Source organism: Shewanella xiamenensis (assembly GCF_024971755.1).
GTDB classification, from domain to species: Bacteria; Pseudomonadota; Gammaproteobacteria; order Enterobacterales; family Shewanellaceae; genus Shewanella; species Shewanella xiamenensis.
On sequence record NZ_CP079718.1, the window covers coordinates 1,953,402 to 1,977,848 of the forward strand.

Genomic DNA, 24,447 nt, shown 5'->3' on the forward strand with positions numbered 1-24,447 from the left:
TTGAAATTTGTTAAATTTCAGTTAATTAAAACTAGGTTGTACTTTAGCTTGAACGAATGGTCTGGCCAGATGCTTGGTATCTATGACTTTTAATTGGTGAGGTGGTTTTAATTGAGGTTAATACTTTGTAATGAGGCGAAGGTTAATAAAATTATACAAATTGTAAAAAGCGTACACTTGTACGCTTTTTACAAGAAGAAGCGATATTCGGCGGTTATAACGCTGACTTAAATTGCTCAAATTCGGCGGTGATTTCATCGCTTGGTTGAGTGAGTTTACTCACAATTATACCGGCGATAATGGCAAACATAAATCCGGGCAAAATTTCATATAAGTCAAAAATACCGCCAGAAAGTTGCTTCCAAAACACCACGGTTAACGCACCGACGATAATCGTTGCGATAGCGCCATTACGGCTATAGTGCTTCCAAAACAGCGACAAAAGCACAACTGGGCCGAAGGCCGCACCAAATCCCGCCCACGCATAACTCACCAGGTTTAATACACTACTTTCAGGATTCAAGGCGATAACACCGGCAATCACTGCAATTGCAAGTACGCCCATGCGACCAACCATCATAAGTTCACGGTCATCTGCTTTAGGGCGTAACCATTTGCGGTAAAAGTCTTCGGTAATCACACTCGAGCACACCAATAATTGAGAATCTATGGTACTCATAATGGCCGATAAAATGGCCGCAATCAGTAAACCTCCTATCCAAGGATTAAATGCCGCCTGAGCTAAGTGAATGAAGACAGTTTCGGCATTTGCGAGTGGTTCATTGGCAAAATACAATGATCCCGCCAAGCCTGTCGCTAGGGCTCCGAGCAGGGATAAAATCATCCAGCTCATAGCAATACGGCGTGACACAGGCAGCGCATCGGCACTACCGATCGCCATAAAGCGCGACAAAATATGTGGCTGACCAAAATAACCTAGTCCCCAAGCCAAGAGTGATAACAAACCAATCACGGTAGTTTTATCGCTGATTAATGCCAGCATGGCAGGATCGATAGATTCAATGCCTGCATGACTCTCGGGATGAGAAAATACCGCAAACGGGATGATCAGCAGGGCAATTAACATCAAACAGCCCTGAAAGAAGTCGGTCCAACTCACGGCAAAAAAACCGCCAATAAAGGTATAACCTACGATAATTGCTGAGCCTATTACCAAGGCTACGTTGTAATCTAAGCCAAAGACCTTTTCAAATAGAATGGCACCGCCCACCATACCTGAGGAAGCGTAAAAGGTAAAAAACACTAGAATCGTGATCGCGGAAACCAGCTTGAGATACCCCTGTTTATCGTGAAACCGTTTCTCGAAAAAGTCGGGTAGGGTGAGGGCGTTATCTGCTAATTGGGTATAAATGCGTAAGCGTTTGGCTACAAATAACCAGTTCAGCCAAGCACCTATCACTAAGCCAATGCCAATCCACGCTTCACCTAAACCACCTAAATATACCGCGCCGGGTAAGCCTAACAGTAACCAACCTGACATATCGGAGGCGCCAACGCTGAGTGCGGTTACGGCGGGGCCCATTTTGCGGCCACCTAAAATATAATCATCCACAGTATCGGTAGCACGGTAAGCCCAAAATCCGATGCCCATCATCAATACTAAATAGCCAACAAATGTGATTAAAATTGGGGTTTCAATCGTCATATTGTTTTTATCCCATCTTGTTATTATTTAAAGTGGCAAGCATGCTACCAGATGTTTGAGCAAGAGCCCATTAGTAGATGGAGATGTGATCGAAATCCGACCTCCGAACGTGAAAAAATATCGGAGGTGGATTTAAGAAAGGTTTATATATTAGTTGGTTAGATAAAGGTGTTGTTGATTTCGTCTTTTACAAAGCTAAGGTCTGCTTGATCCTCACCCACAAGCAAAATATAAGCATCGCGGGTTTCAAATCCCATTCCTTTATATTTGCCATCGGCAAAGGTGTTATCCAGTACCATACGTTTTTCAATCGGCACAATAAACAGTGTGACTTTGCCTTTTTCTGCTTGTAAAACTAAATGCAGACTCTTAACACCTTGAAAATCACAGTAAGAGGTGTAGTAAACTTTGCCTGGTTGTTCGATAAATTTTGCATTTTGAAGGTTTTTCATCGAGGCAAGCTGCGCATTCACTTGGCTGAAATTGACATTCTGATCAACCTGCAACGCCACTCCTTCATGGTAGACATGGGCTAATGCATGCTCAGCTAAATCCACTGGACCTAAACGTAGCAGGCTAAAACTGATGCCCACGATAAAGGCGATGGAGGCAGCCATCGCCACTAAAAAGCCCGTTTGACGTCGCTGTTTGTGGTGTTGTTGTAGTTGTTGGCGTAGGATGAGTTTATCGGCTAAGTCTTCCGGTACTTCCACTTTTAAGGCTTGGTTGAGTTTTGCATCGAAGCGTTTAAGCTCAGAAACCAGGGCCTGATGCTCAGGTTTGGCACGCATTTGCTCAAGAAACTCTGGGTCTTGATTATGAGGATCTTCATAAGCTTGACGTCTAAATTTAAGCTCATCCATTGGATTGACCTCTTACCTCTGTTTTCTCAAGTAATTCTTTCAATTGGTTCCTCGCCCGAAATAAGCGCGTCATTACTGTGTTACGATTCAGTTCCAACAGTTCGGCGATTTCATCCCCACTAAAACCACCAATCAATTGCAGTAGTAATGGCTCTCGATATTCGATATCCAACTTAGCGATTTGCCTTCTCAACCAGTACTGCTCGGTTTGCTCTTCAGTGCTGGAGGCTATGTGATCTTCTAAGCTGTCTTGCTCGACATCGGCGTAATCAAATTGTTTGCGCTCGAATCGACGGGCATTTTCACGTCTTAAAATCGTGATCAGCCAAGCCTTCGCCGCTTTATCATCCTGAAGGGAATCTAAAGAGCGCCACGCACGCAAGAAGGTTTCTTGGGTTATATCTTCAGCAACCGACTTATCACCGCACAACCAAAAGGCATAACGGAAAATATCGGCGTGCAGCGCCTTGACTAGGCTGTTATATCGTCGTTGTTTACTCAGCATGTCAGAAGAGACCGCAGGCTCAACGGATTTCTTTCGCCAGTTAGTAAACATTTTTTTGATTTTTTCTTTTTATTTTACGATTCAAAATATTACACCTTATTTATTCGAGTAAGCCGTCGCGCTGTTTAGGATTAGCCGTTTGGATTTAGCGGCCGTAATGGCGTAGATGGCTGCACCATGGTTTTTAGATTGCCGCTTTTTACCGCGCTTAACAATGCTTTTACCGCGTCAGCCAGTTGTGTACCGCTATTTGCTTTTCCGTCGTAGGCCAATGCTTGTAATTGGCGAATAGCCTCTGCTAATTCATTCGATTGTGCGGCAATTTTATCGAGCGTCATAGGGCGAGCGGCCTGCTCACTAAAGTATTGCTGTAATTGCTGCAAAATATCGCTGACATGACCTTTAGCGCAGGCCTGCTCCAAGCCTTTAAGACCATTGCCAAGGACGAGTGGTTGAGGTTGAACCTGAGTGTTAACAGGTGTTTGGCGCTTAAGTGCACGGCGCCAAGCAACCAAGGTCACGCCCCATGCAATCAATGTTACTAGCCATAGCAGGGCAAACAGATTGGCGCTCCAACTACCTTCATTGCGGGTGCTGGTATTTGCTTGCCAGTTGGGTTCGATGGGCGTATCGACCACGGCGCCACCTTTTACTTCAATAGTGCGAGCGGGCAGGGTCGCGATTTCTTGGCGTTTAAGATGTGGATTCCACCAAGGTACTTTCACTTCAGGTAAGGTAAAAGTGCCTGCTTTACTGGGCACAATCGCTGAGGTAATACTGTATTGGGACACTATCTGCGCGTCACGCACAAAGCTCTGGCGCTGGGGTTTTTCGGGATAGGATTTGAGCTCTGGCGGCAGCCCTTGCACAATATCCGGTAGACTATTCTCATCGGCATTGGATGCCAACAAGGTGATTGTGCGGGTAATGGGACTACCAACAGTAAACTCTTTTACATCCTCAGGAAAACTCTCTTTTAATACTACCAAGTCGGCTACAAGCCATTGCCCCTGGAAGCTTGCTGGGGCCGGATTTACTTGAATGCTTAAGGACGGCGCACCTGCTTGCATAGGACGGCTTTCATTAAAGCCAAACATGCCACCGCGGCGTTGTGATTCTACTAATACATCACCAGAAAAGGTGGCGCCTTTAATGTTCACTTGGCCGGGCAAATCGGGAATGATGCCATAGGTGCGCTCAATGACGCGGTAACGACGGCCATCGATGATCTCCGAGCCGTCTTTATCTTCGCCAATTTGCTTAATCTGCGCGCCTTCGATAACGGGAGCATTAAGCACACCGCGTTGCAGTTCGACCGCAAGGTAGAGCTTCACTTTATAGGTGATAAGCTGGCCGACGTAGGCCTCATCACTCGATACCTTAGCATCGATAAACAGATTCTTAGCCTGCTCAGGTTGCGCACCGGCTTCGACTACTTTGAGGGGAATTTCGGCGGAGCTGACGCCATCAATACTAAAGGATGGAATGGTCAGTTGACCCTTTTGCTTTGGCGCTAGCAGCACTTGCCAGCGTGTTTCTTTAACCGCGTCAAAGTTCATGATCTGAGTGCTGCGGCTCACGCTGGTGCGGCCCACAATAAAATCCTTTAGCAAGATGGAGGTGTCGAGTTTACCTGTGTCGACCTCATCGTCGGCACTGACATTGAGCACAAAGTACTCTCCCTCCATTACTGGATTGCGATCGACCGACGCCTCGAGTTTGCTCAGGGCAAAGGCGGGATTGATAACCCCGATGCAAAGAATGAGGAGGATAAAAAATTGTCTGATTACCACTGTTCGTTATCCCTTGATATTTGGCCATTTTGACGGCGTTTTTGATATTCGAGTTGCATCTTGTTTCGCAGCAACACCTGCGGATCTTCACTCACGCCTCGCAGGGCTCGCTGCATCTCAGCGGGCAAAGGTTCACTGTTACTGGGAGGGGCTTCTAGTGTTTCACTGATGGCGGTTTCAGTGTCTTTATCTGCCTGCGACTGTTTCTCTTTATCCGCTTTTTGCGCTAGGGCTTGTTGTTCTTGCTCAGTGTTGGACTTATCATCTGCGACCTTTGCCTGCATTTGGGCTTCGTTGCTGGCTTGCTCTTCTGCATTATCTTCAGCATTGTTATCGGCGCTATTTTGCTGATTGGCTTCTTGCTGTGCCTGCTGTTGTTCATTTTTAGCTTCTTGCTGATCTCGTTGTGCTTTATCAGCATCTTGCTGTTTATCCTGCGCGCCTGGCTCAGCATTATCCTGCTGCTCGGATGAAGTGTCTTGATCCTGCGACGGTTTTTCGTCCGCTTGGTCGGCATTATTTTGCTGTTGGGACTGTTGCTCTTGAGACTGCTCTTGAGCTTGGTCGTTTTGCGAGGATTGCTGATCTTGCTGCTGGTTTTGTCCTTGCTGCTGATCGTTTTGGTTCTGTCCCTGTTGGTTTTGGTCGCCCTGAGACTGCTGATCTTGGTTGTCAGCATTTTGCTGGGATTGTTGCTGATCCAGCAGTTTTTCCGCTAACTCAAGGTTGGCCTTGGCCTGTGGGAAATCGGGTTGCTTGTCGAGCGCAGCTTGGTACCGTTCTTTAGCTTTATCGGGTTTGCCCATTTGCATCAGCGCGTTGCCTTGATTGTAAAGCCCATTAGCTGAATTATCTTGCTCAAAGGTTTTTAGCGCTTGTTCGAAATTGCCTGCCTTATATTGTGCAGCGCCTTGCCATTGGGGCGTCTCGAATTTTTGAGCGGCATTGGCATAGTCCTCGGCTTGGTAAGCCTGCATCGCTTGCTGCTCTTGAGTGTGCCAGAGCGAGTCCCAGGCGCTGGCGTGGGCGTTTTGCGGCAATGCGCCGAATAATAAACCAGCTAATCCCATCAACAGCCCGTTGGCGAGTATACCTTGCTTAAAGCTCAGCAGGGCAGGAATGAGTAAGAATAAGGCGAGGTAAGGGCCGAGATCCTGCCATGTTTCACCATCGAGATCCGTGGCTTTGGCATCACCACTATCGCTTAACCAATGTTGAAGTTGGACAAGATCCTCACCATCGGCGCGATTGGGGATCATAGTGCCATTATGGTTATCGGCTAATTTTTGCAGCAAGCCAAAGTCGGTTTTCGCGACGACAACCTCATTACTGCTATCTCGTTGTAGTTGACCATCGGGTAAGCGAATTGGTGCGCCTTGGGGGCTACCAAATCCTATAATCGCGAGGCGATATTGGCTGCCTGATAAGGTTGAGTTGGCCTCATCGAATTGTTTAGGCGTGATGCCATCCGTCATCACAATAATATCGCCACGAAGATGTCCACCCTGTGCCAGCAGGTTTTTGGCTTGAGTTAATGCGGCGGCTAAGTTTGACCCTAACACGGGCATAATCTCAGGGCTTAAGGTGGGTAATAAATTGAGTAGTGTGCCGGTATCGCGGGTTAAGGGGCTTATGGTAAAGGCATCGCCGGCGAAGGCGATGAGCCCGGTTTCCCCTTCTTTTAGGCCGCGTAATAAATCCGTCGCCCTAAACTTGGCTTGGGTTAAACGGTTAGGTGCCAAATCGGTGGCAAACATGGAGACGGACATATCCATCACCAGCACTCGTCCTTGCTCCGCGGCGAAGACGGGTAAAGATTGTTTATTGAGGGCGGGTCCCGCTAACGCTAACACGGCGATAAACCAAGAAAAGGCCAAGATATACAGCGGCCTGCGGGACTTTTGCGCACCTTCTGTGACTAATATTTTTGCCAAATGTGGCGCAATATAACGATTCCACGCACTGTTAGTTGCATGCTGGCGCCAAAGCGCCCATAAAATAATCCCTAACGGCAACAGGGCGAGTAACCATTCAGGACGAATAAAATGCAGGCTCATTAACGGACATTCCCCCGCGGTGTGGCTGATAAAACAAGGGTTTTAGCGCGAGTAAAAAACGGTAACTGCGCTAGTGCAATCCAGAGACTGGTGAGAAGTGCTAATGCGAGCGGCCAGTAAAATAGCTCCGCTTGAGGGCGATAACTGAGTTGATCGCGGCTAACGGGTTCAAGTTTATCGATTTCTTGATAAATCTGCTCTAACTCCTGACTATTGCGGGCGCGGAAATAGCGGCCGTGGGTGACATCGGCAATCTGCTGCAGTTGGTTTTCATCCAAATCCATTGACGGATTGACGCGCTCACGACCAAAGAGGGTGCGTCTTTCCATGACATCGGCACCCACGCCAACGGTATAAATCGTCACTTTACGATTGGCGGCAATTTGGGCCGCTTGCTCAGGATCGATATTGCCGGCGTTGTTTGAACCGTCAGTCAATAAAATCAATACTCTGTTACTCTCATCCATTTTATCGAAACGTTTTACCGCGAGTGCAATTGATTCGCCTATCGCCGTTTGTTTACCAACGAGGCCAATCTGCGCCTCTTTTAAAAACTGGGCAACGGAACGTCTATCTTGAGTCAGTGGTGCCTGTAAATAGGCGTGATCGGCAAATAAAATCAAACCGATGCGATCGCCTTTGCGGCGTTCAATAAACTCACTGACCACGTGTTGGATGAGGGTAAAACGGTCGACCACTTTGCCGTCGATCACCATATCTTCAATCTGCATACTGCCGGATAAATCCACCGCCAGCATGAGATCGCGACCTTGGCTAGGGAGCTCAATTGGATCGCCAAGCCATTGTGGACGGGCGATAGCAAGCACTAACAAGCTCCACATTAACCAATAGCGTTTACGGCTTTGACGGTTTTGAGTGGCTAAGTTTGCCTTGCCCGTTTGACTAATACCGGGCAGTTGCAGGCGCGCACCTTCGGCATGTACTGATTGGCGACGCCAAAAAATAAAAGGTAAAGGCAGTAAAATCAATGCAAAAGGCCAGGCAAAAGTTAACATTGCTCCTCCGCAGGCTTTGCTGGCGCCGGTGTTAATGCTGCTGACGTAGCTGGGATTGGGTTTGTAGCCGCGTGCATTATCGGTGCGCTTAATTTGGCTTTTGAGGCAAACCAGCTGCGGGCGAGGGCCTGTAACTCACGGGCCTCGTCGGCGCTTAGTGGTTTAGCCTGATGGCGCTTTTCCAATAAGGGGCCAATGCGGCCGCGCTGTTTTGCGGGCAAATGGCTATCTAACCAAGTTGCCCAAGCGGGGCCATCGAGTTTCGCTATTTCTTCCCTTGGTAAGTAACTCAGTGCAGTTCGTTTTAATAGCTGATTGACTTCCGAGGCGTACTGGCTTGAATTGGGGTCAAGTACTGCAAACAAATCTTGGGCGGCTTTTTTCGGCGCGAAGTAAGCGGCGCGTTTTTTAAGCCAAAGGATCGCGCTGATGATTAACACTAGCAGGATAGCTAGTACTAACCAATAGCCTACGGCCCATGGCCAAGCACCAATAGGATCGGGGAGAATAATATCCTGCAAATCCGCCAACATGGGATTTGGCGTTACAGCCTTATCCGAGGCTGGCGGTAAAGTTTGTGGGTTCACGCTTTGGACTCACTTATTCTTTCTGTTCATTGTCAACTGAATTGCTTCTCTGCCATGTGGTTACTGCAGCAATGCTAATTGCTCTGCAAGCGGTAAGCCTGCATCGATAAATTGGGTGTGTACCCTAAGCTTTTGCATCATGGTAATAAAGTCATTCTGTTGCTGGTGTTGCAGCGCAAGCCACGCCTGATAGCTATGGCGAGTCAACACTAAGTCTTGCTCCCCATCTCGGACGGGTAAACTGAACTGTTTAGGCAAATTCAGGTTACCTTGCCTCAAAGGGTCTGTTATCAAATACGCGCCAATATCACAGTGGCGTTTGAGTTCTGTCAGCGGCGCGATACATTGCGGCGTAAAATGGCTGCCATCGGTGATGATCCAAATTAATGAGCCCGGTTTAGCGATGCGTTGCAACCGCTGGCAGGCGCGCAGGATATGATCAGGATCGCGCGGATGACTGCCGAGCTGATTGAGTTGCTGCTCGTGCACTCGGCGCAGGCCTGAGATGAGCTGCAATATCCCTTGGCGGCGACTGCGGGGTTTTAATTCAAGGTGCTCCGATTCGCAGGCGATTAAGGCGCCGAGTCGGTCGCCGTGGTTAATTGCGTTCCAGCCAAGCGTGGTAGCCAGATGCCCCGCTTGAACCGACTGTAACAGCAAACTCGAGCCAAAATACAGACTCTGGCTTAAATCGAGCAGCAGCAGAATAGGGCGCTCGCGCTCTTCGATAAAGAGTTTGGTGTGGGTTTGCCCAGTGCGGGCTGTGACGCGCCAATCTATGGTGCGGACATCATCACCTTGCTGATAATGGCGCACTTCGGCAAATTCCATCCCGCGGCCTTTGATTAGACTGCTGCGATGACCTGCCAGATTGGCACGTGCTCGGCTGTGACGCTCTGGGATCGCCCGAGCTATGGTCTGGCAGGCGAGCAGTTCCTTCTCGGTTAAATGCAACCCGTCGGCAAACAAGGGCAAACCATTAAGAGGTAAGCCATGTTGTGCAGCATCATTATGTAGGGATGCGTTTAGCGCACTGTTATTCATTCAAAGTCACTCATTTAAAGCCATTTATTTAACTTAACGTTAGTTTGTTCGCCACCTGAACACATAGCTATGGGACTGTTTTATGGCGTTCAGGTCTAAGGCACGGCGACTTGAGTCAAAATATGGTTAATCACTTGGTCGCGGCTGACCCCTTCGGCCTGCGCTTGATAGCTCAGCAGCAGTCTGTGCCTTAATACATTGGGCGCAACAGCTTGAATATCCTCGGGAGAGACAAAATCGCGCTCGTGTAACCAGGCTCTGGCGCGGGCGCAGCGTTCAAGCGAAATCGTCGCACGAGGACTCACACCGTACTCTAACCATTTGGCCAGTTCGTCGCTGTAACGCGCGGGTTGGCGGGTTGCCATAATAATTTCGACTATGTATTTCTCTAGCGGCTCAGCTAGATAGATTTCCATTGCTTCATCACGGGCGGCAAAAATATCCGCTTGAGCAATCGGCTCTGTGGTTGGCAACTCGTGGGTGAGTGCTTCCTTACGGGATTGACGCAAGATTTCGATCTCAGTGTCGCCACTTGGGTAATCCAAATTCAGGTGCATTAAAAAACGGTCGAGTTGAGCTTCAGGCAGCGGATAAGTGCCTTCGTTTTCCAAGGGGTTTTGCGTTGCCATCACTAAAAATAACGGTGGCAATTTATAACTATTTTTCCCCACAGTCACTTGACCTTCGGCCATAGCCTCTAATAACGCCGACTGCACCTTAGCGGGGGCACGGTTGATTTCATCGGCGAGGATCAGGTTATGGAAAATCGGACCAGCTTCAAATTCAAAGGTACCGGTTTGGGAGCGATAGATATCCGTTCCTGTTAAGTCGGCAGGCAGCAAGTCGGGGGTAAATTGGATCCGGTGAAAATCGCCTTCAACTCCGTCGCAAAGGGCTTTAACCGCGCGGGTTTTGGCAAGTCCTGGTGGACCTTCTACTAATAAATGGCCATTGGCGATGAGGGCAATGAGCAGATTTTCGGTCAGTACTGGCTGCCCTAAAACAACCTTATTTAGGTAAGTGCGTAATGCATGGAAGCGACTCAAAGGCATGATGCTACTCGTTTTTAGGTTGAAAATATCAATTGAAAATACGTGTGTGGGCTTAAGACAACGAATATGGTAAAGAATTCCCTAAGGGTTTGGCTAGTGTTAAAAAAACAAACAGGTGTTTAAAACTTGCTGACAAGAAGTTAGAATCAGATCACACTTTAATGGTCAGACCTGTTATTAGGCTTTTTTGGTGCCAAACAGCAGGGCAAACATGGAAATCGATAGCGCCGCCTGAAATCTCTCAGCGATAGCGCACATAAAGAGGGTGACAAATGAGTGATAGACAACAGGTAACTAATGCAAAGGGTGAGCGTATCGCTATTGTGGCGGGCTTAAGAACGCCATTTGCGAAACAGGCGACCGCATTCCACGGAGTATCGGCGCTCGATATGGGGAAAATGGTGGTTAACGAACTGCTTGTTCGTAGCGAACTGGATCCTAAATTGATTGAGCAACTCGTGTATGGTCAGGTGGTACAAATGCCTGCGGCACCGAATATTGCCCGTGAAATCGTATTAGGAACGTGTATGGATGTGTCTACCGATGCCTATAGCGTGACCCGTGCCTGTGCGACCAGTTTTCAATCGGCGGTGAATGTGGCTGAGTCAATCATGACCGGCAATATCGACATCGGGATTGCCGGCGGTGCCGACTCTTCTTCTGTATTACCTATTGGTGTGTCTAAAAAGCTCGCCCATGCCTTAGTTGATCTAAACAAAGCCCGCACTTTTGGCCAAAAACTACAGATTTTCCGCCGTTTAGGCATTAAAGATTTATTGCCTGTGCCACCTGCCGTTGCCGAGTATTCAACGGGTTTGTCCATGGGACAAACCGCGGAGCAAATGGCCAAGACTTACAACATCAGCCGCGCCGACCAAGACGCGCTGGCGCATCGCTCTCACACCTTAGCGAATGAAACCTGGGCTTCGGGACATCTGCGTGATGAAGTGATGGTGGCCCATGTCCCACCCTACAAACAGTTTATCGAGCGCGATAACAATATTCGTGAAAACTCCGATTTAGCCTCTTATGCCAAACTGCGTCCCGCTTTCGATAAAAAGCATGGCAGTGTGACTGCAGCGAACAGTACGCCGCTGACCGATGGCGCCTCGGCGATCATTTTGATGAGTGAAGGGCGTGCTAAAGCCTTAGGTTATCAACCAATTGGTTATATTAAGAGCTACGCATTTACCGCCATTGATGTATGGCAAGACATGCTAATGGGCCCATCCTATGCAACGCCATTGGCATTAAAGCGCGCCGGCATGGAATTAGAGGATTTAACCCTCATCGAAATGCATGAAGCTTTTGCAGCGCAAACCCTCGCCAATATGCAGATGTTTGCCTCCAAAAAATTTGCCGAAGAAAAACTTGGCCGCAACCGCGCCATTGGCGACATCGATATGAGCAAATTTAACGTGCTCGGTGGTTCTTTAGCCTATGGCCATCCATTTGCGGCTACAGGTACGCGTTTAATCACTCAGGTTTGTCGTGAACTTAAACGACGTGGCGGCGGAACGGGTCTGGCAACTGCTTGTGCTGCGGGTGGTCTTGGTGCTGCAATGATTGTGGAAGTGGAGTAATGGCGATGGAAAAGACATTTAATTTAACCCGCCGTGAAGACGGTATCGCCATTCTAACGATGGACGTACCCGGCGAAACCATGAATACCCTCAAGGCAGAGTTTGGCCCTGAGATCAGTGAGATCCTGTCTGAGATTAAACGCGATTCGAGTATCCGTGGCCTAGTGCTGATTTCGGGCAAAAAAGATTCATTTGTTGCCGGTGCTGATATCTCTATGCTCGATGCTTGCCAAACGGCGGGCGATGCGAAAGCCTTATCCCAACAAGGGCATGTGGTGTTTAACGAGTTAGAAGCCTTGAATATCCCTGTGGTTGCCGCGATACATGGCGCCTGTTTAGGGGGCGGTTTAGAGCTTGCGCTTGCCTGTCATCAACGTGTATGCAGTGATGATGGCAAGACCATGCTGGGCGTACCCGAAGTGCAACTCGGTTTATTACCCGGTGGCGGCGGTACTCAGCGTTTGCCTCGTTTAGTGGGGATCACCACTGCGCTAGATATGATGTTGACGGGTAAACAAATTCGTCCAAAACAAGCGTTAAAGATGGGCTTAGTTAACGATGTGGTGCCACAGACGATTTTACTGCAAACCGCAGTGGAGATGGCGCTTGCGGGTAAAAAAACAGCTAAGCCAGTTAAAAAATCACTAGTAAACCAATTGCTTGAAGGTACTGGCTTTGGTCGCAACATTATTTTTGATCAAGCCGCTAAGCAAGTCGCTAAGAAAACCCAAGGTAACTACCCCGCGCCTGCAAAAATTATTGATTGCGTGCGTCAAGGTATGGCGAAGGGAATGCAAAAAGGGCTTGAGGTAGAAGCCAGCCATTTTGCGGAACTGGTGGTGTCGAAAGAATCTGAAGCGCTGCGCAGTATTTTCTTTGCAACCACAGAGATGAAGAAAGAAACCGGCGCCGAAGGGGCAACACCACGTAAAGTCAAAAAAGCCGTGATCTTAGGTGGCGGTTTGATGGGCGGTGGTATTGCTTCGGTCACCACGACTAAGGCTAAAATCCCTGCGCGGGTAAAAGACATTAACGAAAAGGGCTTAAGCAACGCGCTTTCCTACGCCTATAAGTTATTGGATAAAGGTGTTAAACGTCGTCATATGACGCCAGCTGCACGCGACAATTTAATGGCGCTGATGACAACGACGACCGAATATAAAGGCGTTAAGGATGCCGATATTGTTGTCGAAGCGGTATTTGAAGATTTAGCGCTTAAACATAAAATGGTTAAAGATATTGAGCGTGAATGCGGTGAGCACACGATTTTTGCGTCTAACACCTCATCGTTACCCATTGGTCAAATTGCACAAGCGGCTAGCCGTCCTGAAAATGTGATTGGCTTACATTACTTCTCGCCAGTAGAAAAAATGCCGCTGGTGGAAGTGATTGCCCACGCCAAAACCTCCCCAGAAACCATTGCCACCACGGTCGCCTTTGCCCGTAAACAGGGTAAAACACCAATCGTAGTACAAGATGGTGCGGGGTTTTATGTTAACCGCATCCTCGCGCTTTATATGAACGAAGCCGCACAATTGCTGCTAGAAGGGCAAAGTGTTGAACATCTCGATAAAGCGTTAGTGAAGTTTGGTTTCCCCGTTGGCCCTATCACTTTGCTTGATGAAGTCGGTATTGATGTGGGCGCTAAGATCTCTCCCATTCTTGAAAAAGAGCTTGGCGAACGTTTTAAAGCCCCTGCTGCTTTCGACAAGCTGTTAAGCGACGATAGAAAGGGCCGTAAAAACGGCAAAGGTTTTTATCAGTATGGTGTTGCCAGCAAGAAAAAAGCCGTCGATGAAAGTGTGTATGGCGTATTAGGCATCAAGCCTGGTGTCGATAAAGAAATGAGCGCGGTAGCGGAACGCTGTGTAGTGCAAATGCTGAATGAAGCTGTGCGCTGCTTAGATGAAGGTATTATTGCCTCACCGCGCGATGGTGATATCGGCGCTATCTTTGGCATTGGTTTCCCACCATTCTTGGGTGGCCCATTCCATTATATCGATACTTTAGGCGCGGATAACTTAGTCAAAATACTTGAACGTTATCAAACGCAATATGGCGATCGATTTGAGCCTTGCCCACGCCTTAAGGCGATGGGGGTAGAAAAAGCTCGCTTCTTCTAACACTTAGAAGTTTTGGTCAAAAAAGCGGCAATTTTATGCCGCTTTTTTATTGCCTCAAGGCTAAGTTTTGCCTAAAAAACGTTCACATTTATTGGGGGGATCTTGTATTATGGCGTCCTATTACGGCAGTTGTGCTGTTATACCGTATGTGCATATCTGATGTTTATTAATGCTTATAAGTAGCCTCGCTCGGAGTCCATTTGTATAGCAAACTGCTATTTTTGGTTTTCAATATCAGGACTTAGTCGATTAAAGAGGTTGCTGTGGGATTGATGTTTTATATAGTTGCTGCCTTGTCGGTGAGTTGTTCGTGGTGTTTTGGGATTGCGGCTTTTAGAGCTGGGTTAACGGTAAGCTATTGGGCTGTAATGGGATTTATACTAGGGCCCTTAGCATTTCCACTCTTTTCCTCCCATAAGCGTATTGCACTAAGAAGAGTGTGTCAGAGTTCTGACGGATATCTAACTGCTTAATATCGATATGATTTATCGTAAATGTGACCAATAAAAAAGGAGCATCAAGCTCCTTTTTTATTGGTCTAGGCTGCGCGCTAGCTGAGTAGCTCTAGACTATCTAAACGATAATGTTTTCAGATTTAGATGGAATTAATTCCACCAACCCTTTGCTGGGATCACTTCAAGGTGGTTTAAGCCTTCTGGTAATTTTACTTTTTTACGAACAGGCTTTGCGAAACCAAGTGCTTTTTTGATTGAATTTAACATATCTCTCTCCTTAGTTCAGAAGATTAGGCAAGATCAATATTTATGAATTTGACATTTGGAGCACCTGCAAGCTGAACAGGCTTGAATTTGACATTTGGGGCACCTGCAAGCTCAACAGGCTTGAATTTCACATTGGGGGCACCAGCGAGTTCAACAGGCTTGAATTTCACATTGGGGGCACCAGCGAGTTCAATAGGCTTAAATTTCACATTGGGGGCACCAGCGAGTTCAACAGGCTTGAATTTCACATTGGGGGCTCCTGCAAGTTCAACAGGCTTGAATTTCACATTGGGGGCACCAGCAAGTTCAATAGGCTTGAATTTCACATTGGGGACACCAGCAAGTTCAATAGGCTTGAATTTCACATTGGGGGCACCAGCGAGTTCAATAGGCTTGAATTTCACATTGGGGGCACCAGCAAGTTCAATAGGCTTGAATTTCACATTGGGGGCACCAGCAAGTTCAATAGGCTTGAATTTCACATTTGGGGCACCAGCAAGTTCAATAGGCTTGAACTTCACATTTGGAGCTCCAGTGAGTTCAATAGGCTTGAATTTCACATTGAGGGCACCATCAAGTTCAATAGGTTTGAACTTCACATTTGGAGCTCCAGCGAGTTCAACAGATTTAAACTTCACATTTGGAGCACCTTCCAGTGCATTAGCATTTGCAACCAAGCCAATAGTAGATAGCAATGCTGCAGTTAGAATTCCTTTCATCGTTTTATCTCTCAGGGTAGTTGATAATATTTTATTTTTTGACACTGGACATCTATTTGCAGATGTTGTGCCAATGTTTCAAACTACCGACAGAGAGATAATTAGATGATCAAATAATGTTGTGGTGGGGCATGAATTTACTCCGGTCATCTTGCAGCAATTGAGTAAACTCGGTCTCATTAATCGCTTTGCTAAAGATATAACCTTGTATTTCTTCACAGTTTAGGGCGCGTAGGATATTTAGCTGTGCTGCTTGTTCAACACCTTCTCCAACCACTGATAGTCCCATATTATGAGCAATGGTGATAATAGAATCGACCATCTTCAAATCACGATCTGACTTATCAATATCATCGACAAAGGCTTTATCGATTTTTAGCGTATGGATAGGGAATCGTTTTAAGTAAGAAAGTGACGAATAACCCGTACCAAAGTCATCTAATGCTAGATTGACACCCATTTTCGTCAGTTGCTGCATAACGGTAATGGCCATTTCCGGTTGTTTAATCACCGTCCCTTCGGTGATTTCGAGTTCAAGATGTGCTGCTGGCAATTGTGTTAATCGTAAAATAGATTCAATTCGTTGTTGCAGATCGGGCAGTGCAAACTGACGTGACGATAAATTGACAGCGACTCTCCCTTTAAACAGACCCAGTTCACGCCATTTTTGGGCGGCAAAACAGGCTTTTCTGAGTACAATTTCACCAATTTCAATAATGAGGCCATTTTCTTCTGCAAGAGGAATAAAATCATTCGGTGGAATAAGTCCTAAGATTGGATGATTTAATCTCACTAAGGCTTCCATTCCGGTAACATGACCATGCTTTAGATCAACTTTAGGCTGGTAATACACCTCAAATAAATCATCTTTTAAACCTTCTCTGATAAGATTTTCAATTTCTAACTGCTTAATCGCATGTTGGTTAAGGGATTCTGAGTAGAATTGGTAACAATTACCGCCAGCCGATTTTGCATGGTACATGGCAATATCCGCCTTTCTCAGTAATGCTTGTTCACTCTGCTCATCCTCTGGATAAAGTACAATCCCGATACTTGCACCCAAAACAAGTTGCTCATTGCCTATTTCATATACAGCTTTAAAAGCTTCAATAATTCGTCCCGCAATTGCCGCGCAGGCACTTATATCAGAGGTTTTATCGAGCACAATGGCAAATTCATCTCCACCTAAACGATAGATGCTCGTGTTTTTCGGTACGGAGGATTTTATTCTGACAGATACCAGTTTAAGTAATTGATCGCCAATTTGGTGACCTAATGAGTCATTAATACGCTTAAAATTATCTAAATCGAGTACCATTAATGCATGATTAATTTCTTTATTGACTAAGTTCCCTAATGTGACTTGTAAGTTTGAGCGGTTTGGCAGGCCAGTCAGTAAATCATTGTTGGTGAGTTTTCGAAGCTCTTCTTCCTGCTGTTTACGTCTTGATATGTCGGAGAAAACACCTACATAGTGTGATAGTTCGCCCGACTCGTCGTAAATCGCGTCTATGGTGAGCTCCATATGGAAATGGCTTTTATCACCACGACTAGCTTCGACTTCACTCGCCCATCGACCTTGCTGCTTCAGCATACTGCGGATCTGATTTGAGAAGGACTCTGGATATAACTCAAAGGTAAGCAAGTTACCAATAAAATCAGTTCGATTTCGCTGTGAAATTCTACAACATGCTTCGTTGACCTCGACAAAATGATACTCGCTGTCGAGAATAAACATGCCTTCTGAGATATTTTCGATGGCTTTTTCGAACAGTTTTAATTGTTCTTCTTTTTGTTTAAATTGACTGATATTTTTAATAGTGCCAGTCATTCGAAGGGCATTATCTTTATCATCCCTTTCTACAATTTTGGCCCTATCTAAAATCCAGATCCAGCTATCATCTTTGCCCTTAACTCTATATGCCGCTTCAAAGTGATCTGTCTCACCATAGAAATGTTTATTCAGCGCTTCTCTGACGCGCTCCTGATCCATGGGATGAATGTTGCTTTCTTCATCAGTATTACCAGAACGGTGGCCATCCCTTGGGAACTCTAATGCACCCCAAATATTCGAGCGGAAAATATTACCCGTTTCTATATCCCAGTCCCACATTTCATCGCCACTTCCCCAGAGAGAAAGCTTTAGGCGCTCCTCACTTAAAGCTATTTGTCGCTGGACTTCTCGTTTGCGCAATATAGATTTTGTTACACCCCATATAATAAAAATAAAAAGAATAGCATAAACAGATTTTGCCTGTATTGATAACCACCACGGGGGTGTTATTAGTATGTTGATGCTTTTTATCTTTCCTGGTGTTTTTGTAATAGGACTTATGCCGTAGACATTAAAAATATATTTTCCTGGGGAAAGGTTAGTATAGGTTGCGGAGTTGTTTCCTTTGTCTGCAATCCAGTCATTAGATAATTCATCTAATTGATAGTAATAGTCAATGTTTGTACTGGCAGAACGAGGAGAGTTAAACTTTAATGTAAATGGATAATCAGAATACTTTAATTCAATTTCTTGTGATTTTGCTATTGCTTTGGTTAAACGACCATTGCCAACTTTTTGAACCTCATTAAAAACATAAAGTTCGCTTATGACAGTTTCAATATCGTCATTACGTAGATTTTTTTCTATTACATCGATATTAACTTGGCTTAACCCACTTATTCCACCAAAGTAGAAGAAATCGCCTATCGCAACAGCGCTTTGTGTATTGTACTCATCTTGAGCTCCAAAATCTGTGTCAAGGAAGTAAACACTATTGTCAGTTTTTATAATAATCTCTTTTATTGACGATGCTGCAATATCATTCGAAGCATTTACCGATATTGAGTAAACAGGATTTTTAGTCTCTATGCTTAAAGAAATATCTTCAGTTTGATGGTTGTAAGTATAGATTGCAGATTTTGTTCCAAAATAAGTGATATTGTTCTTATTCGCGATGCTGTAAACAATTTCATTTGGGAAAATTAACTTTTCTTGTCCATTTTTTATATCTATCAAACCGGCTTGTGTTGCTAATATGTTATGGTCGCTAGCTATAGACTTTATCTCAAAAATAGGCATTTTTTGAGAAAGACGAAGTGTATTGATTGTTTTTTTGCTTTTTATATCCAACTCTTTTAGTTCAAAGTTATTTGTTCCATATACTATCTTGTTGTTTTTAATATTGGAAATGGAGACAATTTCGTCATCTGATAATTTAACTGGTACTTTATCTTTTAGTTCGATATAAAATAAACCGTTTTTACCGCCAAAATAAATTTCATTATCACTAATTGAAACGCTGGTAATATTTTCTGTGTTTGTTCTTATTGTAGTTGTTTTTTTACTTAAAGTGTCTATTATACTAATAGTATTTGTATTCGTTGCTATAGCTAAATAACGTTCATTATCATATGAAATATTCCATACACTTTCATTGATGCTATCAATATGTGAAATAGTGTTTTCTTTTATTCCAATGAACTGAATTCCTTGATTAACACTTGCTAGGAAAAGGTAGTTTTCTCCTTGATATAGTAAGTGAGGTGGTTGTAATAATGTTTGTGAAAGAATACCTATTAAATCTGACGTGAGAGAGGATAGATCTAGATGGTATATATTGTTTTTTTGTAAATAGGTAATTTTTTCGTTGTTTATTGCTATGTTGTCAATATGGATGTTTGTTATTTTTTCAAGTGTTTTGCTGATTTCATTATATTTGTATATTTCATTTTTTGTAAAGATGTAAGGTGTTTTGTTGATGTTTGCGATGTCAATAACATTGCTAGATAATTTTGTTATTTCGTTGTTAGATGATAAAAGTGTTGTGCCATTATGATTTTTTAGTAAATAACCATTATTTATTTTGATAATCTTTTTTATACTGTCAAATTCATTGTTTGAGATTCTATTAGTTATACTAAGAGTATTTTTATCTATTTCAATTATTTCTTTGTCAGTACCAATGATAATGATGTTTTTTACTTGGGTAAGTGACCACACAGGAATGTTTAAGTTTTTTACTTTTTCAAATTTATCAGTATCTTCATTATAAATGTTAAGTCCATTATCTGTTCCAATGAGTAGTCTTTTACCATCAAAAATGATACTTTGAATAAAAGAACTGCTTAATCCTGAACTATCATTTGAATAATATTTTTTAAATTCTTTGCCATCAAATCGATTCAAACCATTTAAAGTGCCAATCCAAACATAGCCATCTTGGTCTTCAGATATTGCTGTGACAGTGCTCTGGGATAAGCCTTCTGCAACGCTAAAGGATTTTGTGTTTAGATTGGTCGGAATTGACGAAGAAGTATGAACCAATTCTTGGCTAATAGCGGGCATACAAAACAAAAAAACATTGATAATAAATAGATACTTTAAGAGTATTTTCGGCATAGTGTTGTTCTTAGTATTGTCCGAGGATGCCATGAAACAATTGTGTTACATCACTTTTCCAGAAATAGAAGCTTTTGTCAAAAGTGATAATGTAAAAATTCCTTTAAATTGCAGACAGATGGCGTTAGATAGTGTGCAGCATTTGATCTGAGGGATGGATTGACCATGTTTTACATTAATTTTTACTACAAAGACCAGAGATACTACTGCACAAATGCATGAATGCAGCGGTTTTGTTTGTTTACAGTAAATGCTGGATTAATGATCTAACAGCTTTTTTTAGGTTAAAAATTGAACTTTTCAGCATTTTGTTTGAACAGTTTTAGATCGGTAATCATATTGTCAGATTTGAGGGCTGATTGAGATACATGCTCAGAACCGGTACTAAAAAGCACTAAGCGATCACTATGCTTTGTGCGCATTTTTTGCATCATAAACTTGATTAAATCGGGGCGGGTGAGCTTGCTGATTTCAGCCACAACCAGTTCCCGTTGATTGAACTGATAATCTCGATTACCGACACTCACCCAATAACGTTGGCCACGAGTTTTAAGATTGGCATCATGTTCCATTACCTGGTTGATGAGTCCTTGTTTTGTACTTTCCCATTCTTCATTCGTTATTTGCATAACAGCATAGTTAAAGTCCGCGATAAACTCGTCGATTGCTTCCAGTAAATGCAATGGACCTGTTGTGGGTGATTGAATATAGAAAATGAGCCCAGGATGGCGATTCAGCGGAAGGTAACCTGTGCCAACCATGTAGCCTAATTGTTTTTCAGTGCGCAGTTCATGGAAGAAGGTTGAAGACATCGCGTGATTGAGTAAGCTAAACAGTGCCATTTTTTCTGGCGTTGCCCTTGCTGATTGGTAATAGACGATAATGGCGCTGTCTTGATGATCTATCGCCAGTTCTCTTAAAAGGGTGCCTTGTCCGGTTAAATTAATTAATTCACGGGTGGATTCTGCGCTAGGGCTAGAGACGAGGGACAAGATATGCTCCAGACGTTTGCCGAGTGCCTGCGCCTCTGAGACTAACCAATCGCCGTAAATTAATCCTTCTAGATAAATTTTTTCGTAAAATGCCCTTACATGGTTATGTAGATCATTCAAGGTTATATTTTCAAGTGCTTGGGCCATTCTGGCTGGTTCGTAACTGCGCTTCTGTAATGTTGCTGTCAGGCTGGTGAACAGTTGTGAAATCGGCTTAGCTTGAGCTAAATTTTGCCAACTACGTAACAGCTGAGACTTGATTAAGGCAAACCGTTCTTCGGTAAAATTACGTTCTCTTGCTTTATGGATAAGCAAAGCTAACAGTGTCTCTTGATTACCGGTAAAACCGGATAAATGTAGCGTTATGCCCCCTTGGTGTGGATAGATGTTGTAGCTTAATCCTGCGACTTCAGCTTGATAAGTAGGCTCGGTTAGATAATCGAGTAACATCTCGACATACAAGCGGGTGAGAGCGGCATGTTTGGGGGTTTTACTTGCTTGCTCAGAGTCGAGGGATAGATACATATGGCCTTTGGGGACATTAAACTCGTCGTCTTTTTTATGCCAAATCCGGTATCCCGTTGATTCCGCGACAATCACAGGCACAGCGACTTCACTTTTATCGGGCCGAGCAATGGAATCTGCCACAATAAAGGGATTGGCAGCGGGCAATTGCAACTCTGGGCGAATGTGTGTGACTTGCCAACGGGCAAGGGATTCGGGCTTTATCGGTAAGACTTGATACGGCGTATGGTACCAATTGGCTTTGCGGTCGGTCTTAACGGACTGTGCTATGAGTTGCAAGCGCATATTTTGCGGTGTCATTAAGCGCAATAGCTCAAGGGTTTCATCAATATCTAAGCCATCCATGCGATAGTCGCCAAAGACTAAGTCTTCCACTTCGTAGTGATGCATATTGATGCTTAAGTGGCTGGCTAAATCGAGGGATTTCACTTGCTCCTGATAGCGAAACGCCATTTTGAGCAGATTCGCACGTTCTAAATAGCGCCAATCCTCAAGGCCTTGGTTTTTTATCAGCTCGATGTATTCAAAGCAGCTGCACACAATATCATCAATATTGGCCACGCCTTTGTCGGTCAGTTGTAGGCCTATACTGTAGTCCTTGAAGTTATAGCCATTGACTCCGCCGCCTGCGGAGAGGTTATTCACTAAACCTTGTTCTTTAAGATACGACAGCAGGCTGCCTTTACTCTCATTGCCGAGGATATGGCTAATATAGGTGAGCGGCTTGCGTTTGTAGTAGTGATCGATGCCAGGAAAGTTAAAACTGATACTTAAACGCTTTTGTTCCTTTAAGGGGACAATATTGATTTGCTTAAGCAGTTCGTTTTCAGAAAACAGCGGTACATCGGGATACTGTTTGACTAAGTTTAAGTTACGGATCTCGCTGAAATATTGTATTGCAAGTGCTTGCAACGCATCTAACGTCATAGGTGCAACTAAACACAGTGTCATTAAATTAGCACTGTAGTGAGTTTGATAAAATGCCAATAACTCGCTTCTAACCTGTGCCTGCGTTCCTCCTAAAGTAACTAAGTTTCCCACTGAGAACTTTGAAAACGGATGCTGTTGATTGACGGTTTCTTTAAGCACTTGATAGGTGCGGCGGATATCGTCCTTCAGCTTTAAACTAAATTCAGATTCAATCGCTTGGCGCTCCCTATCGACTAGGTCGAGGTCAAATTTGGGGGCGATAAAGAATTGGCTAAATCTGTCTAGGGAGTCGGCAAATACGTCGGCGTTGATCGTAAAAAAGAAATTGGTGTGCTCTGTGCCGGTCCAAGCATTGTTACTGCCGCCATGCTGATTGATAAAGGCATGATACTCGCCGGAGTCGGGGAATTTTTCCGTGCCTAAAAAGAGCATATGCTCTAAAAAATGCGCCATACCGGGTCTATCCACAGGATCATCAAAATGTCCTACGGCCACCGCCATGGAAGCGGCGGCTTGGCTGGCGTCCAAATCTTCGACCAATAATACCCGCAGGGCATTATCTAACACGAGATAACGGTACTGACGATGATCGTTTGGACTTTTGTAAATAGACTGAGAGGCTTGCAAAGAGACACTCCGGTAACGATGGCTTGTTATATATTGATAGTCTTAATGGTTTTTGGCAAATATCTCTTGTGTTTATCGACTAAAGATTAACCCTTACAAGGTTTGTTGAAATCCATTTTAGGGCTACAATTGGGATAAAACAAAAACAAGTGTGGGTAGCGAGAGAAGTATGCAGCTATTTTTGATGCGACATGGTGACGCTGGATTTAATGCTCAGTCGGATAGGGACAGAACGCTTACCGATTTAGGAAGACACCATACTGTCTTAATGAGTAACTGGTTAGCCCGAAGTGTCAGCGATTTTGATCTTGTTTTGGTCAGCCCTTATTTACGTGCGCAGCAAACGTGGCAAGAATTGAGTCAGCATTTCCCCGAACCACGCAAATGGCTGGTTGCCGATGATCTCGTGCCATCTGGCGATCCTGCTAATGTTGCCGCATTGATTTTGGCCTATGCCGAGTTGTATAAGGCCGATAAAGTGTTGGTGATTTCCCATATGCCGTTGTTAGGTTATTTGGTGAGTGAGCTGGTAGCAGGTGTTGAACCGCCTTTATTTGCTACCTCTGGGATTACATTAATCGATAAACATGCCGAGCAAGCCTCTCTTGTGTGGCAGCATGCTCCTCATAGTATTAGTTAATAAATTCAATATAAAACAAAGGGCTCACAGATGTGGGCCCTTTGTTTTAGTATGCTTTTTTATAGAGTTGGATAACTTAACGTCTATGGGGCTGGTCACCAATATCAATAAGTACCAATAATGCGGCATCGCCACCCCATTCTTTGGGCGCTTGGTGAAAGGCTTTTACCATAGGATGTTGCACCAACCACATAGGCACCTGCTGTTTTAGTATGCCAGTGCCGTAACCGTGCATCACACAACAACATTGGCTTTGCTGTTTTACGCAGGCTTGGATCAGCGCCGCGAGTTCGAGTTTAGCCTCGGATTGGCGGTAACCGTGTAAGTCCAGCAGTAAATCCGGCTGATAATCGCCACGTCTTAAGCGTTTAAGCTCCAGACTATCGACACCCTCGTCGAGCCAACGCATTGGCCCCTGAACGGGCAGCAGAGGTTGATAAGTATCTGAGAAATAACTATTAGCATGCAACTGCTGCTCTTTTAGTTCAATTTCCTGTTTGGTTTTTAGGGGCGTGCGAAAATGCCGCTTATCTTGGTCGATAGGTTTTATCCCCTCGATCAGCGCCGAAAACATCGCCATGCCTTCTTTATCATCGTCTTTATTCATGGC

General features: G+C 44.7%; 16 protein-coding genes. 3 read left to right on the forward strand and 13 right to left on the reverse strand.

Going from position 1 to position 24,447, the window contains the following annotated elements:
• Positions 1–214: 214 nt before the first annotated feature.
• From putP to KXJ80_RS09885, 9 genes are all read right to left on the reverse strand, one after another.
• Positions 215–1,666, reverse strand: coding sequence for a sodium/proline symporter PutP (gene putP, locus KXJ80_RS09845; RefSeq protein ID WP_037420210.1), 1,452 nt, complete (start codon positions 1,664–1,666; stop codon positions 215–217).
• A 158-nt stretch (positions 1,667–1,824) separates the two neighbouring features.
• The gene (locus KXJ80_RS09850; protein ID WP_037420207.1) at positions 1,825–2,529 is read right to left on the reverse strand and encodes a DUF3379 domain-containing protein; all 705 of its coding nucleotides are present in this window, start codon (positions 2,527–2,529) and stop codon (positions 1,825–1,827) included.
• The gene (locus KXJ80_RS09855; RefSeq protein ID WP_088586930.1) at positions 2,522–3,085 is read right to left on the reverse strand and encodes a sigma-70 family RNA polymerase sigma factor; all 564 of its coding nucleotides are present in this window, start codon (positions 3,083–3,085) and stop codon (positions 2,522–2,524) included. Before KXJ80_RS09855 ends, KXJ80_RS09850 begins: the two co-directional genes overlap by 8 nt.
• Before the next feature lie 80 nt (positions 3,086–3,165).
• Positions 3,166–4,827, reverse strand: coding sequence for a BatD family protein (locus tag KXJ80_RS09860; RefSeq protein WP_218738863.1), 1,662 nt, complete (start codon positions 4,825–4,827; stop codon positions 3,166–3,168).
• Positions 4,821–6,884 carry a vWA domain-containing protein gene (locus KXJ80_RS09865; RefSeq protein ID WP_218738862.1) on the reverse strand — a complete coding sequence of 688 codons (2,064 nt, stop codon included), beginning with the start codon at positions 6,882–6,884 and terminating at the stop codon, positions 4,821–4,823. Before KXJ80_RS09865 ends, KXJ80_RS09860 begins: the two co-directional genes overlap by 7 nt.
• Positions 6,884–7,900, reverse strand: coding sequence for a vWA domain-containing protein (locus KXJ80_RS09870; RefSeq protein WP_037420196.1), 1,017 nt, complete (start codon positions 7,898–7,900; stop codon positions 6,884–6,886). The genes KXJ80_RS09865 and KXJ80_RS09870 overlap by 1 nt, the downstream gene beginning before the upstream one ends.
• Positions 7,894–8,487 carry a DUF4381 domain-containing protein gene (locus tag KXJ80_RS09875; RefSeq protein ID WP_218738861.1) on the reverse strand — a complete coding sequence of 198 codons (594 nt, stop codon included), beginning with the start codon at positions 8,485–8,487 and terminating at the stop codon, positions 7,894–7,896. The genes KXJ80_RS09870 and KXJ80_RS09875 overlap by 7 nt, the downstream gene beginning before the upstream one ends.
• A 60-nt stretch (positions 8,488–8,547) precedes the next feature.
• The gene (locus tag KXJ80_RS09880; RefSeq protein WP_218738860.1) at positions 8,548–9,531 is read right to left on the reverse strand and encodes a DUF58 domain-containing protein; all 984 of its coding nucleotides are present in this window, start codon (positions 9,529–9,531) and stop codon (positions 8,548–8,550) included.
• A 95-nt stretch (positions 9,532–9,626) separates the two neighbouring features.
• Complete coding sequence (locus KXJ80_RS09885) at positions 9,627–10,583, reverse strand: AAA family ATPase (RefSeq protein WP_037420187.1); 957 nt, start codon at positions 10,581–10,583, stop codon at positions 9,627–9,629.
• Positions 10,584–10,855: 272 nt separating this feature from the next.
• Between KXJ80_RS09885 and fadI the strand changes: the two genes are divergently transcribed.
• The gene (fadI, locus tag KXJ80_RS09890) at positions 10,856–12,166 is read left to right on the forward strand and encodes an acetyl-CoA C-acyltransferase FadI (RefSeq protein ID WP_218738859.1); all 1,311 of its coding nucleotides are present in this window, start codon (positions 10,856–10,858) and stop codon (positions 12,164–12,166) included.
• A gap of 5 nt (positions 12,167–12,171) precedes the next feature.
• Complete coding sequence (gene fadJ, locus KXJ80_RS09895; RefSeq protein WP_218738858.1) at positions 12,172–14,289, forward strand: fatty acid oxidation complex subunit alpha FadJ; 2,118 nt, start codon at positions 12,172–12,174, stop codon at positions 14,287–14,289.
• 745 nt (positions 14,290–15,034) lie between these two features.
• Here fadJ and KXJ80_RS09900 read toward each other — a convergent pair.
• From KXJ80_RS09900 to KXJ80_RS09910, 3 genes are all read right to left on the reverse strand, one after another.
• Positions 15,035–15,730 (reverse strand): hypothetical protein, encoded by a 696-nt coding sequence (locus KXJ80_RS09900; RefSeq protein ID WP_259474691.1) that lies wholly within the window; start codon positions 15,728–15,730, stop codon positions 15,035–15,037.
• Positions 15,731–15,839: 109 nt separating this feature from the next.
• Positions 15,840–20,123 carry an EAL domain-containing protein gene (locus tag KXJ80_RS09905; protein WP_218738856.1) on the reverse strand — a complete coding sequence of 1,428 codons (4,284 nt, stop codon included), beginning with the start codon at positions 20,121–20,123 and terminating at the stop codon, positions 15,840–15,842.
• Between the two features lie 284 nt (positions 20,124–20,407).
• Entirely contained in the window at positions 20,408–23,197 is a 2,790-nt protein-coding gene (locus tag KXJ80_RS09910) for an insulinase family protein (RefSeq protein WP_218738855.1), read from the reverse strand.
• Positions 23,198–23,366: 169 nt separating this feature from the next.
• On the opposite strand from KXJ80_RS09910, the gene sixA reads away from it, so the two are divergent.
• On the forward strand, positions 23,367–23,837 hold the full coding sequence (sixA, locus tag KXJ80_RS09915; protein WP_218738854.1) for a phosphohistidine phosphatase SixA: 471 nt from the start codon (positions 23,367–23,369) through the stop codon (positions 23,835–23,837).
• Positions 23,838–23,913: 76 nt separating this feature from the next.
• On the opposite strand, the gene smrB is transcribed toward sixA, so the two are convergent.
• A complete protein-coding gene (gene smrB / locus KXJ80_RS09920; RefSeq protein ID WP_218738853.1) occupies positions 23,914–24,444 on the reverse strand; it encodes an endonuclease SmrB in 531 nt (176 codons plus the stop codon).
• Between the last annotated feature and the right edge of the window lie 3 nt (positions 24,445–24,447).

What these genes read in the sequence shown, in the direction of transcription:
- putP (WP_037420210.1), bottom strand. Translation starts at nt 1,666, where the DNA reads ATGACGATTGAAACCCCAATTTTAATCACATTTGTTGGCTATTTAGTA.
- KXJ80_RS09850 (WP_037420207.1), bottom strand. Translation starts at nt 2,529, where the DNA reads ATGGATGAGCTTAAATTTAGACGTCAAGCTTATGAAGATCCTCATAAT.
- KXJ80_RS09855 (WP_088586930.1), bottom strand. Translation starts at nt 3,085, where the DNA reads ATGTTTACTAACTGGCGAAAGAAATCCGTTGAGCCTGCGGTCTCTTCT.
- KXJ80_RS09865 (WP_218738862.1), bottom strand. Translation starts at nt 6,884, where the DNA reads ATGAGCCTGCATTTTATTCGTCCTGAATGGTTACTCGCCCTGTTGCCG.
- KXJ80_RS09870 (WP_037420196.1), bottom strand. Translation starts at nt 7,900, where the DNA reads ATGTTAACTTTTGCCTGGCCTTTTGCATTGATTTTACTGCCTTTACCT.
- KXJ80_RS09880 (WP_218738860.1), bottom strand. Translation starts at nt 9,531, where the DNA reads ATGAATAACAGTGCGCTAAACGCATCCCTACATAATGATGCTGCACAA.
- KXJ80_RS09885 (WP_037420187.1), bottom strand. Translation starts at nt 10,583, where the DNA reads ATGCCTTTGAGTCGCTTCCATGCATTACGCACTTACCTAAATAAGGTT.
- fadI (WP_218738859.1), top strand. Translation starts at nt 10,856, where the DNA reads ATGAGTGATAGACAACAGGTAACTAATGCAAAGGGTGAGCGTATCGCT.
- fadJ (WP_218738858.1), top strand. Translation starts at nt 12,172, where the DNA reads ATGGAAAAGACATTTAATTTAACCCGCCGTGAAGACGGTATCGCCATT.
- KXJ80_RS09900 (WP_259474691.1), bottom strand. Translation starts at nt 15,730, where the DNA reads ATGAAAGGAATTCTAACTGCAGCATTGCTATCTACTATTGGCTTGGTT.
- KXJ80_RS09905 (WP_218738856.1), bottom strand. Translation starts at nt 20,123, where the DNA reads ATGCCGAAAATACTCTTAAAGTATCTATTTATTATCAATGTTTTTTTG.
- sixA (WP_218738854.1), top strand. Translation starts at nt 23,367, where the DNA reads ATGCAGCTATTTTTGATGCGACATGGTGACGCTGGATTTAATGCTCAG.
- smrB (WP_218738853.1), bottom strand. Translation starts at nt 24,444, where the DNA reads ATGAATAAAGACGATGATAAAGAAGGCATGGCGATGTTTTCGGCGCTG.